Source organism: Photorhabdus sp. CRCIA-P01, from assembly GCF_003545805.1.
GTDB classification, from domain to species: Bacteria; Pseudomonadota; Gammaproteobacteria; order Enterobacterales; family Enterobacteriaceae; genus Photorhabdus; species Photorhabdus antumapuensis.
The window spans coordinates 192145-209821 of record NZ_NMQR01000003.1 but is presented as its reverse complement, the minus strand read 5'-3'; the positions used below and the strand labels follow the sequence as shown (position 1 = coordinate 209821).

Annotated in this window: 15 protein-coding genes; 8 read left to right on the top strand and 7 right to left on the bottom strand. The window is 42.3% G+C overall.

Going from position 1 to position 17677, the window contains the following annotated elements; genetic code table 11:
* Positions 1-10: 10 nt before the first annotated feature.
* Genes D3222_RS03620 through D3222_RS03605 form a run of 4 tightly spaced genes read right to left on the bottom strand, consistent with a single transcriptional unit; the run spans position 11 to position 6803 of the window.
* Entirely contained in the window at positions 11-1864 is a 1854-nt protein-coding gene (locus D3222_RS03620) for an ABC transporter ATP-binding protein (protein WP_232832386.1), read from the bottom strand.
* Positions 1764-3563 (bottom strand): ABC transporter ATP-binding protein, encoded by a 1800-nt coding sequence (locus D3222_RS03615; protein WP_232832385.1) that lies wholly within the window; start codon positions 3561-3563, stop codon positions 1764-1766. The genes D3222_RS03620 and D3222_RS03615 overlap by 101 nt, the downstream gene beginning before the upstream one ends.
* Positions 3550-4800: an MFS transporter gene (locus tag D3222_RS03610; protein WP_118984899.1), complete on the bottom strand. Its 1251-nt coding sequence runs from the start codon at positions 4798-4800 to the stop codon at positions 3550-3552. Before D3222_RS03610 ends, D3222_RS03615 begins: the two co-directional genes overlap by 14 nt.
* The gene (locus D3222_RS03605; protein ID WP_118984898.1) at positions 4797-6803 is read right to left on the bottom strand and encodes a TonB-dependent receptor; all 2007 of its coding nucleotides are present in this window, start codon (positions 6801-6803) and stop codon (positions 4797-4799) included. Before D3222_RS03605 ends, D3222_RS03610 begins: the two co-directional genes overlap by 4 nt.
* A gap of 295 nt (positions 6804-7098) precedes the next feature.
* On the opposite strand from D3222_RS03605, the gene D3222_RS03600 reads away from it, so the two are divergent.
* On the top strand, positions 7099-8076 hold the full coding sequence (locus D3222_RS03600; RefSeq protein ID WP_118984897.1) for a helix-turn-helix domain-containing protein: 978 nt from the start codon (positions 7099-7101) through the stop codon (positions 8074-8076).
* A 105-nt stretch (positions 8077-8181) separates the two neighbouring features.
* On the opposite strand, the gene D3222_RS03595 is transcribed toward D3222_RS03600, so the two are convergent.
* Together D3222_RS03595 and D3222_RS03590 are read right to left on the bottom strand one after the other, a co-directional pair.
* The gene (locus tag D3222_RS03595) at positions 8182-10032 is read right to left on the bottom strand and encodes a polyurethane esterase (protein ID WP_118984896.1); all 1851 of its coding nucleotides are present in this window, start codon (positions 10030-10032) and stop codon (positions 8182-8184) included.
* A gap of 667 nt (positions 10033-10699) precedes the next feature.
* On the bottom strand, positions 10700-10972 hold the full coding sequence (locus tag D3222_RS03590; RefSeq protein ID WP_118984895.1) for a CopG family ribbon-helix-helix protein: 273 nt from the start codon (positions 10970-10972) through the stop codon (positions 10700-10702).
* 272 nt (positions 10973-11244) lie between these two features.
* Between D3222_RS03590 and D3222_RS03585 the strand changes: the two genes are divergently transcribed.
* The 3 genes from D3222_RS03585 (at position 11245) to D3222_RS03575 (ending at position 13327) form a co-directional block, all read left to right on the top strand.
* Entirely contained in the window at positions 11245-11499 is a 255-nt protein-coding gene (locus D3222_RS03585) for a type II toxin-antitoxin system Phd/YefM family antitoxin (RefSeq protein ID WP_118984894.1), read from the top strand.
* The gene (locus D3222_RS03580; protein ID WP_118984925.1) at positions 11499-11915 is read left to right on the top strand and encodes a type II toxin-antitoxin system VapC family toxin; all 417 of its coding nucleotides are present in this window, start codon (positions 11499-11501) and stop codon (positions 11913-11915) included. The genes D3222_RS03585 and D3222_RS03580 overlap by 1 nt, the downstream gene beginning before the upstream one ends.
* Before the next feature lie 422 nt (positions 11916-12337).
* Positions 12338-13327, top strand: coding sequence for a tail fiber protein (locus tag D3222_RS03575; RefSeq protein WP_118984893.1), 990 nt, complete (start codon positions 12338-12340; stop codon positions 13325-13327).
* Between the two features lie 160 nt (positions 13328-13487).
* Here D3222_RS03575 and D3222_RS03570 read toward each other — a convergent pair whose 3' ends face one another.
* A complete protein-coding gene (locus D3222_RS03570) occupies positions 13488-13742 on the bottom strand; it encodes a hypothetical protein (protein WP_049581564.1) in 255 nt (84 codons plus the stop codon).
* An 851-nt stretch (positions 13743-14593) separates the two neighbouring features.
* Here D3222_RS03570 and tssB point away from each other — a divergent pair.
* The 4 genes from tssB to tssE are packed head-to-tail and all read left to right on the top strand — an operon-like array spanning position 14594 to position 17673.
* Positions 14594-15145, top strand: a complete 552-nt coding sequence (gene tssB / locus D3222_RS03565; protein ID WP_118984892.1) for a type VI secretion system contractile sheath small subunit — start codon at positions 14594-14596, stop codon at positions 15143-15145.
* Between the two features lie 7 nt (positions 15146-15152).
* Positions 15153-16634 carry a type VI secretion system contractile sheath large subunit gene (gene tssC / locus D3222_RS03560; RefSeq protein WP_118984924.1) on the top strand — a complete coding sequence of 494 codons (1482 nt, stop codon included), beginning with the start codon at positions 15153-15155 and terminating at the stop codon, positions 16632-16634.
* Between the two features lie 56 nt (positions 16635-16690).
* On the top strand, positions 16691-17185 hold the full coding sequence (locus D3222_RS03555; protein ID WP_118984891.1) for an Hcp family type VI secretion system effector: 495 nt from the start codon (positions 16691-16693) through the stop codon (positions 17183-17185).
* 44 nt (positions 17186-17229) lie between these two features.
* Positions 17230-17673: a type VI secretion system baseplate subunit TssE gene (tssE, locus tag D3222_RS03550; RefSeq protein WP_118984890.1), complete on the top strand. Its 444-nt coding sequence runs from the start codon at positions 17230-17232 to the stop codon at positions 17671-17673.
* Positions 17674-17677 lie beyond the last annotated feature (4 nt).

Sequence of the window (17677 nt, the reverse complement as noted above, 5' to 3'; positions counted from 1 at the left end):
GGGCTACACCTTATTTGGCGTATTTGGGTAAATCCATAGGGTATAGATGCCAGTGCTCCTCTGAGCCAAGATGGTTTTCCCAAAGGGATTGATAAAGTGAACAACGTCCTAACAATTCGTCGTGAGTGCCGCTATCACAAAGGGTTCCATGATCCATCACCAATATTTGGTCAGCACGAGTTATCGTGCTCAACCGATGAGCGATAACAAAGACCGTTTTATTCTGGGTAAGGGAATCAAACGCCTGTTGTATCAACTGCTCATTTTCGGGATCGAGAGAAGCCGTCGCTTCGTCAAGGAATAAAACCGGAGATTGCTTTAAAATGGCGCGAGCAATGGCAAGGCGCTGACGCTCGCCACCAGACAGCGTACCGCCATCCACCCCTAGCGGTGTATCGTACCCTTGCGGTAATGCCATAATCGTATCGTGAATATTGGCAAGGCGAGCAGCTTGCTCCAGTTCTAACTGGGTTGCACTGGGATCACCCAACCGGAGATTGTTAGCGACGGTATCCTGAAATAGTGCAGTTTCCTGAAATACCATAGTCACGGTGTCATACAATGCCTGAGTTTGGTAATGATGGATATCGTTCCCACCCAACCGGATTTCCCCCTTATCCAATTGATAGAAAGAGAGCAGCAGATAAGCCAGTGTGGATTTCCCACTGCCACTGGGCCCGACAATAGCGGTCATACTGCCTTGCGGCGCATAAAACGACACATTTTGGATAGCGGGTTGATTTGTACCTGGATAACTAAACGAGATGTTATTAACTTCAACATCATATTTGACTGGCGCGGCTAATGGCCCGGAAGCTTGCGTTGCAACCGCTTCTATCTCTGCAATATGAGTTTCACCTACTTGCGTTAAGGCCGTGATATTGAGCAGGGGGATGATCCCACGTAGCGGGGTAATCGAGGCAAACAACAACAGAATAGTGATAAGCATTTCCGAGAGTGTTAATACTTCTGGTGAATTAAAGCGCAGAGCGCCAGCCAAAATGCCAACAACCACGCTGGTATCAATGATGATGTAAAACAGGCTCAGTAGCGGAATACTTCTGAATACCCCACGGCGGAATGCAACCCGTAATTGGTCGATTTCTCGGTCAAAACGCTGTTCTACCGTCGTGATCGCTGCCGCAGCACGAATAAAGGACATACCTTGAGCGTACTCAACGATAGCTTCGGATACATCAGCCATCATAGTGGCACGCAAGCGCAATATTTCATTCAGTTTTTTACGGATAGCCCCCAGGATGAACATCCCAACCATCAGCACTAATAATGCACTACCGGCAACCACCCAATCGAACCAGAATAAAGCCAGGTAGATGAGGGTCAGCATCATCATCTGACAAGCGATTTGCGGTGTGGTATAGGCTGACTGATTTTCCTGCCATTGCACATCTTCCGATAACGTCAACGCTATTTTTCCAGCACTCAATCCCCGAATCGTGGCGATAGACATACTGACAAGGCGTTGTAGCAGAGCGCGACGAATTTCTATACCCAAACCATAGGCGGCAATAGTGAGTTTACGTAATGCACGAGCCATAAAAGTAAATCGCAGCAACAGTAAAATAACCAGTAATCCCAAAGTGATAAGCGGCAACATAGGATTGTCACTTTCCCCTAGGTGGGTAATAGCCCAGGCGGCAATAGCAAGTTGAGCCATAATCGCAACGGTATCAAACTGTTTATATAACAACCCTTTGAACCAAACTCTTTGCAGTTTTGGTGATAGATGTTGCTGGAGACGATTAAATAGCCCCATGATAATTTGCTCCTGTCCCGGTTTTTTCTCCCCGCCAAGCAGCCCACTGTCTGGCGTATGCCCCTTGCCGCGCGGCCAGTTCTTCATGGGTTCCTTGTTCGATAATCTGTCCTTTATCTAAAACTATTATTCGATCAAGATGACGGATAGTCGGTAGACGATGGGCAATGACAATCACTGTCTTATTGCGGCATAAGGCATTGAGGGCCTGCTGCATCTCTTTTTCACATTCTGGATCGGCATAGGCTGTCGCTTCGTCCAATACAAGAATTGGCGCATTTTTCAGAATAGCGGCGGCAACGGCAATACGCTGTTTCTCACCTACCGATAAACTCACGCCACCATTCAGTACGGTGTCGTAGCCTTGTGGTAATTGCTGAATAAATTGATGTGCTTGCGCTGCGTTAGCAGCCGCTTCAACTTCGGCCCGTAAGGCATTAGGACGGGCTAGTCGTATGTTATTAGCCACCGTATCGTTGAACAGAAACACACGCTGGAAAACAAAAGAGACGTTATTGCGTAGCGTCGGTTCATCCATATTACGGATATCAACACCGCCAATAGTCACCTGACCATGCCGAGGGTCCCAAAGACGTGCGATAAGATTCGCTACAGTAGATTTACCCGAGCCACTGGCACCGACCAAGGCTAATGAACTACCCGCCGGTATAGAAAATGAAATGTTATTTAATGCATTCTCCTGCTCATCTTGGTAGGAGAAGCTGACATTGTGCAGAGCGACGCTGTGATCGGCTGGTGTTTGGCTTTGGGTACAAGGCGCTAGTTCAGGCTGATTCATTAACCAACGATAGCGTGTGATCAACGCCTCTTGCTGTTGCAAACGTGTCATCACGGCGAACATGGATGAGGCGATATTGCCGAATGCCATTGCAGCCAAAATAAAGAAAGTGAATTCGAATAAAGTGATCTCTTGTCGGTTCAATAACCAAACCGCCAAAGGGAGGACAAACAACAGATTAGCACTGGATAACACGAAAAACCGGCTGGATTTGACCTGCACTTTCTCAACCCAAACATCAATAATCCGAGTCAGGGCGGTAAACGCTTCCTCGGCGCGTTGCAACGCAACCTTGCCGCCTGAATAGGTTTTGACCACCGGAATCGCATTAATAACTTCACCCATTGTTGACGCAATACGGTTTTGAGCTGCATAAAAACGCTGAGTTGTCGTTTGAACTTTTATCTGAATATAGACAAATAACAGGCAGGCACCCAAAGTTGGTGCGAATGCCGCCAAGGCTAACCGCCAATCAATGGCTAGCATGACGCTCAGTGCGATCAATGGGCCAAACAAAGTAGCAGACATCTCTGGAATGATATGGGCAATACCCTCTTCAAGCTGTTCGACGTCATCTAGCATCATCTTTTTTATTTCGGTGCTGTCGGTCAGCATGAAAAAACCCAAAGGCACCGACTTCAACTTACTACTGATATTGTGGCGAACATCAGCTTGCACATCAGCGGCAATCAAATGAGCAAAAAACGTTGAACCACTAAAGGTCAACATAGCGGCAAAGGTGAATCCCAATAACATAACGCCATAATTCAATAGCGTGTCATATTGCCCGTCATAGATAGATTGGGTGATGAGCCCAGCCACTGCCGCCGGCAATATTTGCAGGCCGGCGGAAAGAATAGCAAGCGCAATAGCAACGTAACTCAACGTGCGGTATGGACGCATCATATACCATAACTCTTTAATAACGCCGGCATCAGCCGCACGCTGCTCCGGCGAACTCTGAACAGAAGTATCATGATGACGCATTCACGCTCTCCTTGTGGAAATCATGGAATTTACGCAATGTCCAGAACAAGGCAATGAAGGTGAAGAGAAGTGCAAGAACGAAAAGGGCGGAATAGCCTGCTTTGGTCACAATCAATCCACCCAACACTGAACAGATAATTGCAATACCCATATCTGCGGATTGCATCAACGCAAAATCCACACCGGACTGAGCACCTGCGGCGAGCGACATCATCTGGGTATACAGCGCAACAAATTTAGCGGCGGTGATTAAGGTGATGAAGACATATGCGGCTGAAAGCAGGGATAACGGCGCCTCTGGTTGCCGGGCAAGCCAGAAGATACAGGCTAATACGATAGATTCAAACAGCATGACAGACAGTAAAGTCTGGATAGCACCGAATTTACGTACAATGAGGCCACCAAGCAAAACACCCGATAATCCAGCTAATGCACCACCACTGGCGGCAATGATACCGAGTTGAGTTAAGTCCACACCGCGATCGATCAAAAACGGTGAAAGCATACCAAGTGAAAGGCGAGTACCGATCATACACAGCAATATCAAAACCAGTGCTTGCCTAACCGGCGCCCGACGGAGTGCATTTTTGAGAGAAGGGGCAACTGGGGCTTTTAAAACCGTTGGGGCTTTTTCTATCTGTGTTTCCCGCAAGAATAAGGCAGGTAATGACATCAATAGAATCACTATGGCTAACACCCCGGCGCCAATGTGCCAACCATATAGTGAAACAAGGTATAGAAACAGACCGCTGCCGATGATAGAACCCAAATAACCGCCGCCAACTTGCATAACATTGCACCAAGGGCGGTGTTTTGGTGATAACCGGTCAATAGCGTGACCATCGGTGGTGGTATCCACCACGGTCAGACAAATGGTGATCAGAAACAGACCGACGATAATCAGCGGCATATGTTCGGCAGGTTTTGCCAGTGACATTGAACAAAAAAGCAAGGTAATTAACAGATTACCGCAAATCATGATACGACGAGGGTTTGTATCCCCCGAACCAGATTTGCGATAGCGCTCTATAATAGGCGCCCAAAGGAATTTAAACGCCCAGGGCAACATCAATAGGTAGAGCAAGCCGATTTTATCCGGGGTTACACCGTGGCTGCGCAAAAACGCTGGCATACTTTGTAACGTTAACATGCCGATAGTACTTTGGAGGGTGTAAACACCCGCCAAAGTTAGCAATAGCAACGATATATGGCGGGGATGGGAGATATTATGCGTCATAGTGAGACACTCACATCCAGCCCAACATTCAAGCCTTTATTCATCATACTGAGCGTATTTGGCCCCACAGTGAAACTGGAGACACGGTACTTTTTATCGCCCAGATTTTCGCCATAGAGTTTTACATTAACCCCATGTGCCATTTCTAAACTTAATGAAGCGTCATAAAGGGTGTATCCCCCCTGTTCAAGGGTATTCGCTTCATTAAAGTAGCTTTTTGAATAGTAACGAGCACCGGCATTTAAATAGAGGTTACCGGGTAACAATGTTTGATCAATCAAGTAGTCAAAACTTGCATTGAGCATGACATCTGGCGCATAAGGCAGACGTTTATTGTTATAACTTATGCCATTCTCTGTATCGGTTGCATCAGTGAAGTTTGACTTACCAGCGCTACCACCAAGAGAAAATTTGAGCCCTTTCATTGGTTTGATCTGGCTACTCAACTCAATGCCTTTGCTTTCTGCATTACCGACATTACGTATAAATTGCGCACCTACCGGACCAACATAAATTTGTTTATCTTTCGAACGAATGTAATAAACAGCGCTGTCTAATGTCACTGAGTTATCAAAGAACGAGGTATGCCAGCCGAGCTCATAATTATCCGAGGTTTCAGTATCGTAGGGTTTTCTATCATTGGCGGAGTAGACAATATTATTGAATCCACCGGGTTTGTACCCTTTCGTGGCAGAGAAATAGAAACGGGTATCCGGCGTCAATTGCCAACCCAATGCGGCCTTAGGTGTGAACTCATTGCTAGAAACTTGGTTATCAAAAGCGTCGATCGCCGCCATGCCAGAACGGCCCGCATAATCTATCTGCGATTTTTCATGGGACAAACGACCGCCCAAGGTGAGATCCCACTGAGCAGCAAACGGCAATTTCACTTCACCAAACAGCGCCAGCGATTTTGCTTTTATTGTGTTAGCGGCATTGCCATAGTAACCGGGATAACCACTGGTATGATGTTTATTATTTTCATCTGAAAACCAGCCGCCAAGAACGCTGGTAATCCCATTTGAGAAATTGGAGTTTAAACGCAGTTCTTGCGTAGTGGCATGGTGTTTTTCTTTCCATTTACCCCCGATGAAATCACGGTAAATATCGCGATCCTGATAGGAGGTCACACTGGTTAATACACTGTCGCCAAAATCATATTCAGCTTTGAATGCATAACTGTTAACCCGCCGGGTTAACTCGGGGATAGGGCCATCGTATTCTTTTCGGCGAAATTGTTCGTCGGTTAAATAAAGCTCTTCATGGGAATCGAGATCTTCATGAGCAAAGCTCAGTTCAGCACTGAACGAAGAATCTTCCGGTGCAAATGTCAATTGCCCTCTACCAAGCCAGGTTTTGCTGGAATCAATATTTTTATCGCCGCGATTTGGCGCATCAATTTGCCCAGGTTCTTTTACCCAACGTAGGCTGGTACTACCATAAAGGAGATCTTCAATAAGCGGTATCGATCCGCTGAAAGAACCGCCTTGTTTCAACTTAGAGTAATTACCGGAAAGATTAAGCCAGGGGCCTTCTTGCGGCGAACGAGTGATGATATTGATAACACCCGCTTGCGCATTTCCGCCATATAAAGTCCCTTGCGGACCGCGTAATAGTTCCACACGTTCCACATTGATTAATTCTTGTGTTAGGAACTGGTGATCCTGAGGGATACCATCAACATAAATTCGAACAGAAGGCGAATAGAAATCCGGCGAACTAATCCCGCGAATGGTGGTTGCTGAATAGGTTCTATTACCCCGTGAGCGGATTTGTAAACCAGGGAAAACGCGCTCAAGATCTTGTACTTGGGTAATACCGGCTTGCACAAGTTCTTCACCCGTTTTAACCAGAACGCTACCATCCACTTTATTTAATGCTTCTTCCCGTTTGTTGGCCGTCACAATCAAAGCATCTTCTGTCGCGCCAGGAGAATGTTCCGCCCATGCCATAGGCGAAATCAAACAACATAAGACAGACGCCTTAGCGTATTTTTTTCTCATATAAATAACTCGTTATGCACTGTTTAAATCATGTTTTACAAAAATTAAGTGTGGTAAAACAAAAAACATAACGGGAGACTATCGATAGTAATCAGCCATAGCTAACGGAATAGGGACAAAAGTAGCGCATTACGTACTATTGATAATGATTATCATTAATGATAAATTGCGTGATATTTACAATCCGAATATATATATACAATAAAAATATAATGTCTTTAATATACAAAAAATACTGTTTTAAGTACGGAAACAATTTTTAACTGATGCTGATGCTAATTTTACAGGGGATCTCATGAAGACAATCTATAGTAAAAAACTAGAAGTTTTCACGGCTGACCATTGCAATTGCATGCATTCACATGCAGAGAAAAATAATACAGATACACCTTTACTGATTGAGGAATTATCTGACGGCATTCACATAAACCGGATGCGCTTTGAACTCAACAAGGATGTCACAGAATATTGTGAAGGGCCGCCAACGGTGTCAATTGCGTTCATTTTAAATGGGAGAGGGAAAATGGCGATTGAAAACGGCGATGCATTAGATATTAATTCGGGAATGATGATATTTTTCCATGCACCTAAAATGACGCGAGGCATGAACTTCTTTGGCCGTGGATCATGGCATATTCTCGATATTCGTTTTTCATTGAGCGAAATTGAAGCTCAGGAATTACCCCCTTTTACTCAATTATCAGCAGGTTTTGAGAAGAACGCCAGTCACAGTCATGCATTGATGATGGCATGTCCTATCTATCCACCATTTATGCAGATAGTGAATCAAATAGAAGAGTGCCAATTAAGTGGCAATGTCAGAAAGGTTTATTTAAAGGCAAAAGCATTAGAAATACTCGCTTGTGTGGCGTCTAAAATTTATGATTGTCAATATAATATGATCAACGGTTTACAACGTCGCGCCGTTTATAATGCCATAAAAATAATTAACAGTGATTATCATTACCCTTGGACAATAAAGTCATTATCAAAAGCAGTGGGTTTAAATGAACGGAAATTAAAAGAGGGATTTCGTGCGGTTGTTTTTCGCACTTTCCATCAATATCTGGAAAATGTCCGCATGACGACCGCAGAAGATTTATTGAAAAAAGGCATGAGTGTCATTGATGTTTCCACTGCGGTGGGTTACTCCAGCCCAAGCCATTTTTCTAAACGCTTCCGGCAACATTATTTGATCAATCCTAAAGCATGGCAGGCGAAATATGCCGTTGGTCACACTTTATTAACAGAAAATATCGTAGTCGGAAAATAAATGAAAATCTCTGTTTTGTAATGCTGACTATTCAGTTGATTCTAGAAAAAGATGGCCATTTTGACATGGCCACTTCATGAATAGGGATATCGCATGATTTATATGTTATGCCAGTATTATGTTATCTACCGATAAGCTGTCCATGCTGACGCCAACCAGAGTGACTGAGTTTTGTCCGAAGGTAAACACCAGATCATTGTCCACCATAGAAGCATGATCCAGATAACTACTTTTATCACTGCTTCCTTCAGTACCCAGGAACACCAGTTTATCAGTCTTATTGTAGCCATAAATAATGTCTTGTCCAAAATCACCGCTGAACAGGAAGGTATTGTTATTACCCTGACTTTTCATGACATCGTTACCTTCACCACCGACGAAGACATTTCTGTTGCCGAAGCCGATCAACGTATCATCACCATCCAGACCGAACAACCAGCTACCGGAGGTTTTAGAAGTCAGAGTATCATTCCCATCGTTGCCTGTGACTGAATTGGCGTATTTCGTCAATCCACGGCTAGAATACAAACCATCGGCTCTGACTTGAGAATCCACCTGTTTAGTCAGAAACAGCCAGGTACTTTCCTTACTTCTTATAGCCGAGATATCTGTAGCAATGGTGATACCGCCTTGTGCATCACGCATATACAATGTACCCGCCTGGTCATAGGCTATTTCCGCATTTTTTAGTGACTTCTGTAAGTCAAAGGTATTATGACCTTGCCCACCGGCAATAATGTTAAATCCTCCATCATCACGGAAGATATCATTGCCGTCGCGCCCTTCCAGATAATCGTTTCCTTTACCACCTTTAATTAGGTCGTTGCCGTCGGTACCGATAATAAAAGTACTACCCGTGTGTTTCTCAGCATTCCGGTTTAAATCCTGCACCCAGGTATTTTCACGAGTGACATTGGAAAGGTTGCTGACAACAATAGTAGAGTCTTTATGCGTCAGGTCGTAGAACGTTGACTCCATGATACGTTGCATACCACTCTGATAAAATGGCGTCACATGCGAAACCCAGGTTGACGCATTAGCAATGGAGAAGGGCAACACATTCCACCAGTTTGACGCATAGTGATCGTTAAAATTAACAATATTATTTGTCGCGGAATCCCTTGGTGTATCGTGAACTCCCGCTGATGATGAATCAACGCTGGTGCCGTTTAATACGCGGAATACGGGATCATTCTCGTATCCCACGTTCAGCACCTTATTACCTTTCTCATACTGTGATGGCGAAGCGAAAGTGATATAGTTCGACTGAGAGTAAAATCCCCCCCATTTCGTATCGCTAGACTCCGCCATACTATTCACAGCTAACCCACCCAAACTATGGCCGCTAACCACAATGTCATTGCCCGTCAAACCGTGAGCTTTGGCATAATTGGCTACATGGTCCAGCAGCCGGCCGAAAGCGTTTGGCGCGTAGTCATTCGAATAGTCTTTCTTACCTAAAGCCACCAGCACATTATTCATAACGTCGCCAAATGTATCGGTAATAATTGACTCTCTAGGACCACTCGTACCGCGAAACGCAATGCCAATAGAAATCAAATTACCATCAGCATCATATTTTCCCATTACCTCTGCCTGAGCAGTGGAATGACTTGATTTTTCGCCGAAAAAAGTACCGCGGGCATCCGTTTTTCCCTGATAACCTAACTCATCGGCACTGATAGTAAACCATCCTGAGTCATTGAGTTTATCTTGTGCCTGTTTTTCCGCGTCCGGATTCCAAGGCAATTTAGGTGTGACGCCCTGCGATGTCGTGCTGCCGAGAAGTGCGGTCAGCAACGTTAATGGCATCCCCAAACCAAAACCATAACTGTAATACCCCTCAGCAAATCCGCTGCCCAGATTATGGTAAGCATACCCGGCGATAGTTTTTGCGTCGGAAAATAACTCTTTGGAAGTAGTGTCATCAAAGTCTTTGTACTGAAAAACACCCATGATGCATATCCTTATTAAGTTAAAATAAAGTTAAAAAAGTGTTCTAAAAATATTAACTAACTAGGTAAGTATAGATTGACGCAGATCATTTAAAGAGTAATTATCTAAAAATTTATAAATTAGTGAGCCATAATGAAAATTTAATATTTTTACAAATATTAAATTGAATAAATTGAGTCTATATGCTAAGAGGTCTCGCGGGTGATAATAAACACACTGACATATCTATTATCATAGTTGATAGTTTTTATCAGTGACTAAATTAATAGATAACTATATTACATGACATGATAAAGGGAGATTGATTCCATTTAATATTCTTGAAAAATATAGATGTGTGGATTGTGGTAGAAAATATTATCGCTGATTTATTTAATTTAATTGATTAAAGAAAGATAATTAAAACCCGTTATTCCATATAATGTCTTAACGTTCTTGAATATTGATTCAATATAAATTAATTTATGATATTGACATTCATTCTCCATTTATGAAAATAAATTTTCATTACACTATTAATATAAACCCCTTAATAAAGAACTCATTAAATAATTAATTTTTCATTTAAAGCAAGTGGTTAAATTAATATTACGTGTTGCATTCAAACAAAAGGATTATTTTAAATCGGCTAATGGATACATATCAGCGAGAGCAGACGGAGACCAAATCAAACGTGGCATTCTGGTAACTCCGCATCTTCTCCTGCTTCGAGCTTAGCTAACCAGTCATCCGCTTCTTCAAACGTCAGATGTAGTCCATTCTCTTGATATGCTTCCCAAGCACGCAATGCATCCTGTTTGAAAGATTCACGTTTTTCTTCACGCTCTACATAATCACGTATAGCTTCACGCATTATCCAATGAGCTGAACGATGTCGCACTTCTGCCAAATACTGGATCCGGCTTTTCAAGTTATCGTCAAGTTTTACTGAGGTTGCCATTTTCTTCCACCTTAATATTAAAAGGTAATACCTTTTAATACTGTATCATGAAATCTCCGCTTTGCTACCAACCAGGTAAAGAAAACCTTCGTTTTTCACTTGGTTGGGGCATTGGCTGAACTTGAACGTAATCTAACAAAGGGAAAGGACGCAAGCCAGACTTAAAGCTGCACGAGCCAGAGGGCAGAAGAGGAGGAATGACTAAAATTTGCTCCCCTTAGCATTATGTAGTAACGTACCTACATAAATTAACTGTTATATCGAGGCGCACCATGTCAATCACAACCTTATCGAGTCGGGAGCTTAATCAAGACGTCAGCAGGGCAAAAAAGGCGGCTAAAAGCGGTCCAGTGTTCATCACAGATCGTGGCAAACCGGCACATGTCCTGCTAACCATTGAAGAATATCAACGAATCACCAAGCAGCGTAGAAACATCGCTGATGCTTTGGCAATGCCCGGAGTTGAAGATATTGAATTCAATCCACCACGTGTCGCCATCAATAGCCGTCCAGCCAATTTCTCATGATGTATGTTCTTGATACTAATATTGTCTCCGAACTTCGGAAAGTTCGAGTGGGTAAGGCTAATGCCGGTGTGGCTGCATGGGCTGAAAGTGTTGATACAACAGAACTTTTCCTGTCAGCTATTACCATTATGGAACTGGAAACCGGCATCTTACAGATTGAACGACGAGACATAACCCAAGGCGCATTATTGCGCTCATGGTTCAACCACCATGTAGTCCCGGAATTTACTGATAGGATCTTGCCAGTAGATATGGCTGTGGCTCAGCGGTGCGCCCGGTTGCATGTCCCCGATCCATGCTCAGAGCGTGATGCACTTATCGCCGCAACCGCGCTGGTTCATGGTATGACTGTCGTCACACGAAATGTGATTGATTTTGAATTGACCGGCGTGCCAATATTAAATCCTTGGATTTAAGGATGATGAAATATTTAAATATTCATGTTTATATTAATCAGGAAATAAACATGAATATTGATTTATTTATTAAAAATAAAACCAAAATACAATATTTAAATATCATTTAACAAATTTGAAAAATATTTATCCAATCATTTTCACCTATTTTATTTACGTCATTATTCCAAATAAAAACATTTTCATGCTTTAACTTTATTAGTTTATGGATTTATTTTACAGAAAAATAGAAAAAATAATTCACACACATTACCCCGTTTATTCCATTGTCTTATACAAAAATAATTATCCCTATAAGTTATAAAAACATTCCATTATTATTTTTCTGAACTAGACTATGATTGGCGCCAATGGATAGAGTTATCTATACGATAATTTAATATATTGATCACATGGAAAATAATTTAATTCAAGAGGGGAATATGAACCAAAAAAATGATTTTAAAGCTTTTTCCATTAGTAATAATGCTAATGTGGTAAGTCAAGAAAAATATGAAACAGATAAGAGTTTGCAGGAAGGGTTTCCACCAGGAAATATCTCTACACATTTATTAAATAAGGCATTACGCCAATCATCAACAATAGCCTCTGTGGTGGCTAACTTTATCGCAACACAATCTAGCGATGATGTTCTGGATGATGGGGATATAGCTAAACTTACCGCCAAATTAAATCAAGCGTTAAAGCAAAAAGTCACCGCAGAAATTCCCAATGCCTCATTAACACAAAAAGGCGTTGTTCAATTGACCAATGAAACTGGCAATAATGAGACATTGGCAGTGACACAAAAGCTGGTGCAGGAAATCATCAATTCATTGCGTGGAAATATTGATGGCAAAGTCTCCAATAGCCGGAAAATAAATGGTAAAGCGTTGACTGAGGATATTAATCTGAACGCAAGTGATGTGGGGGCATATGCTCGTGCGGAAGTATACACTCGAGAAGAAGTAGATCGACTGATTAAAGCAACCAGTGAAATTCCTGTTGGTTCTCCTATTCCTTGGCCGTTGCCTCATCCACCCTTTGGCTATTTCACTTGTAGCGGTGCAGCTTTTAATAGATCACAGTACCCAAAGTTAGCAGAAGCTTATCCTGATGGCAGATTGCCCGATTTAAGAGGGGAGTTTATTCGTGGCTGGGATGATGGTAGAGGGATAGATGCCGGCAGAGTACTTCTGACAAACCAGAATGATGCACTACAAGATTTAAAAGGTTCATTTAAAGGAGATGGTGAAGTAGCAGAAAGCACAGAAGGCGTCTTTGCTAATGGAGGTGCAGTAAGTGGTCCATTTGGAGCCCAAAACGATAACGTTGGTTATAAAACTATATTTGACGCAGCACGAGTAGCCAGAACGAGCCATGAAACCCGTCCTCGAAATATCGCATTTAACTACATCGTAAAAGCAGAATAATAATGACCTAAGAATATAAAAGCTCATCAGGTAAGATGAGCTTGCTTATTTTCCAGCCACACTCAAATTTGGATTGAGCATTATCGCCATATTTGAAAATCCCTGATGGACAAGAATACGGTTCCTATGCTCTGAAAAAGTAGCTTTCCAGTTCGGTATGTTATTGATGAGCAAGTTCATCATCAGAACGAGGCACTTCTCCACCTGTCCGGAACAGGATATCCCTGAATGCTTTCATATCAGCAGTTTTGGCACGGTCTGAAAAAAATCGCTCAGTTTCCAAAGCAGAAATTTTTTCCGCAACTGCGATAGCAATAAACTGGTTAACACTGGTACGATCACGCTTTGCCACTCTTGTGACTTCCTCTCTCAAGGATTTCGGTAATCGCAGTGGATAGGTTGATGTTTCACTCATTTCTCATTCTCCTAATAGCAATGGCCGGTGTCAGAACCTCAATATTGAACGTTCTAGGTACAGTACCATAGTCGCGTAAATTAAAGGTCACAAAATGGCATTAGGGCTGCCATTAACCGCTGCTTCCAATACCATTTCATCATTGGGATCACGGAGCATTGGTCGCCATAAATAATGCGTTTTGACCAGCTCAATCAATGCTGCAAGCCCATCAACGAAAACCTAATAATCAATGAGTTTGATTAAAGTTAATGGTTAATATAAGTCGAATCGATATTTCATTAGTACTAAACATTAACTGACCTAAAAAGACACAAGAATAATAGCGTTAAGGCTTTACCATCATCAAATATTAATAAAGCGCTGTTTTTCAGTCAGCACTTTGATTCAATAAAAACTCGTAAAGTATTTTGTTTTTCTTCTAAATTTCATCCAATCCAAATTAAATTCTAATTCCATCCATATTTATATTTTTCTGACTCGTCAGATTCTGATTATTAAAAACGGCAGAATGAAAAATAAGACAAGTATGAAAATACATTTTGACCACGATGTGCTTTCTCGATTTTTCAACATAAATACAATCAGTTACAAAATAACACAAAATCCCCGGCATTATATTTCACTCTGAGACTATTGCATTAAGTTAATATCCGTGAGAATTTATCAACCGCCGAAATACGGTGGGCTTTAAATATCATTAAATGCGTCACGGCATATTTACTTGCTATAAATAGTATTAATTGATCTCTCCATTTATTTCTCATCTTATTATTCGGCTATTTAATCAGGTTTGGTGCGATTTAACGTAAGTTTGCACTTCCTGTCATATATAAAGGTAAAAAGGTTCCATGAATACTCAACGTAAGCTTGATAAAGTCAGACCGCCCCGAGTTCAGATTACTTATGATGTTGAATTAGGTGGTGCGGTCGAGAAAAAAGAATTGCCTTTGGTTATTGGTGTTATTGGGCAATTTGCCGAGCAATCTATTCCCATGCGTGACCGTCGTTTCATGCATATTGATAAAGATAATTTTAATGCAGTGATGGATGGTTTATCACCTTCATTGGAATTACAGGTTGAAAGCGCACTGCCAGGTCAGAGCGGATTTATTAATATCGATTTGCAATTTAAATCAATGGCTGACTTTGCCCCTGAGAATTTAGCGAAGCAGGTAGAACCGCTACGCAATTTACTGGAGGTACGCGGCAAACTCAGTGATCTGAAAGGCCGTGCATTGAGCAATGAGAAATTGCGTGACCGTCTGGCGGAAATTCTGGCTGAACATGCGGATAAATTACCGCAGGTAAATGAAGAAGCAGAAACCGCCGCTACAGAAAATAGAGCAGATGACGTCACACCGGAAAATAGCAATACCCCGGAAAATAACAATGCACAGTGAGGACAGAATGGAACAGAGCGTTGTTGAACAACAAGAATTGAAAACGACGGAAACAAGCGGTGATTTTCTTGATCAAATTATTGATAACACCCAAGCCATTCGTCGGGAAGCGGATCGTGACCGGGTAAAAAGCCAGCTCGACCAGTTTCTGGCCGAAGTCACTTCCGGTTCACTGGTGGTTTCCGGCGATCTGGTAAACAGTATTGAGGAACGTATCGCAGCGATTGATGCGCTGATGTCCGCTCAACTGAGCTTAGTATTACATCACCCGGAGTTTCAACGTCTGGAATCTTCTTGGGTAGGGCTCAAAGGATTACTTGACCAAAGCGAAACGGATAATACTCAGATCCGCATGTTGAACGCGACGAAAACCGATTTGATTAAAGATTTTAAATCGGCATCGGATTTCGATCAGTCAATGCTGTTTAAGAATGTGTATGAATATGAATACGGTACCTTTGGTGGTGAACCTTATTCAGCGTTTGTCGGGGATTTTGACTTTGATAATAGCCCGGAAGATCTTTACTTACTGGAGCAGATTTCTCACGTGGCAGCGGCAGCCCATGCGCCGTTTATCAGTTCAGTTAATGCGGGCATGTTGGGGCTGAATGATTTTAGTGAACTACCACGTCCGCGTGATTTGTCCAAACTATTTAACACATCCGATTATCTGCGCTGGAAACGCTTCCGGGAATCAGATGACTCTCGTTATGTCGGCCTGACTTTACCGCGAGTGATTGGTCGTTTGCCTTACGGAGCAAAAACCATCCCAGTTGAGCAATTCTGTTTTGAAGAGCAGGTAAAGGAAGGGAATAGCAGCAGTTATTTGTGGATTAATGCCGCTTATGCACTGGCGGGGCGTATGGTGGCTGCATTTGAACAGTATGGTTGGTGCGCGGCAATTCGCGGTGTGGAAGGCGGAGGATTGGTCGAAGCATTGCCAACTCATCATTACTCCTCTGTATCTGGTGAAAAGATGCTGCAATGCCCGACCGAGGTTGCCATCTCTGATCGCCGTGAAAAAGAGTTAGCAGAATTAGGGTTTATTCCTCTGGTTTATTATAAAGGGACTGACTATGCCGCATTTTTCTCGGTGCAGTCACCGAATAAGCCGAGAAAATATAATTCTGACTTGGCAAATGCCAACGCAAAATTATCAATCCAATTGCAATATATTATGACAACTTCTCGCTTCGCCCATTATTTGAAAATGATTGTGCGTGACAAAGTGGGCAGTTTTATGTCCCGTGGAGAATGTCAATCTTATCTGCAAAATTGGATCAACCAATATATTGTTGGATCTGATACCGTTGGCGCAGAAATAAAAGCGAGTCACCCATTACGGGAAGCAAGAGTTGATGTTGTTGAAGTTCCCGGTTCACCGGGAACATATCGGGCGGTGGCCTATTTAAGACCGCATTTCCAATTAGAAGGATTAAGTATGTCTTTACGGTTGGTGGCTGATTTACCGCCGTCATCAATGGCCTAATTTTTCTATTTATTAATATTTATCCTATTTATTACAACTAACTGGAGTAGTTAATTATGAGTTCTTCAATTTTTTTACAAATTGATAGTATTAAAGGTGAGAGTACCGACAGCAAACACAAAGAGTGGATTGAGCTGGAGCATGTCAATTTTGGTGTGTTTAACCACGCACGTATTGCAGACAGTGGTAAACGTAAAATTACCGCTGGTACAGCGGATTTCCGTACCATTGACTGTGTGAAGGTGATGGATACCAGTTCTATTGGCTTACTGTCCGCCGTGGCACAAGGTACCGCGATTAAGAAAGTGAAACTGGAAATCTGTACGATTTTCAAAGGGGAAATGCACCCTTACGCGGAAGTTGAAATGGAAGAATGTATTATCTCTGATATTCATGAAACCTGTACACGTGGCGGTACATTCCCACAAGAACAGATTTCCATCACCTATTCCAAAATTAAATGGACATTCACACCACTCAACCCAGACGGCACCAAAGGCAACAAAGTCGGTCCAGAAGGTTGGGATCTTATCGAGAACAAGAAACAGTAATTTTTATTGCCGGCCAAAGGCCGGCAATTTCTAACCGGAAAAATATGATGATTCAACCTTCATTACTCCATCGCCTGAAAGATGATTACCCACAAGATGAAAAACGGGATATCACACTTGTCTGGTCACGTCAGGAAGTTGTACAAAGCCTGATTTATGATTTGAGTATGTTATTTTCATCAAGACCGATTTCTGAAATTTCCCCTTTATTTGGTGAGTTACCGAAATCAGTTTTAAATTATGGCGTTTCCGATGTCATTAATGTGGATATTTCCGATGATGAACGTATTGATGCACTAAGCAATAATATTTACCAAGCTATTTCCTGGTTCGAACCACGTTTGCAAAATGTCGTGATTACATTACAAAAAAACACGCCAGAAAATATAATCTTCTGGGTAAGTGGAATTTTCTTCAACGAACAAGTGGTGTTTTCTATCTCATGGAACAGTACCGCCTATACCTATTCAATTTCATGGGATAAATAACAAG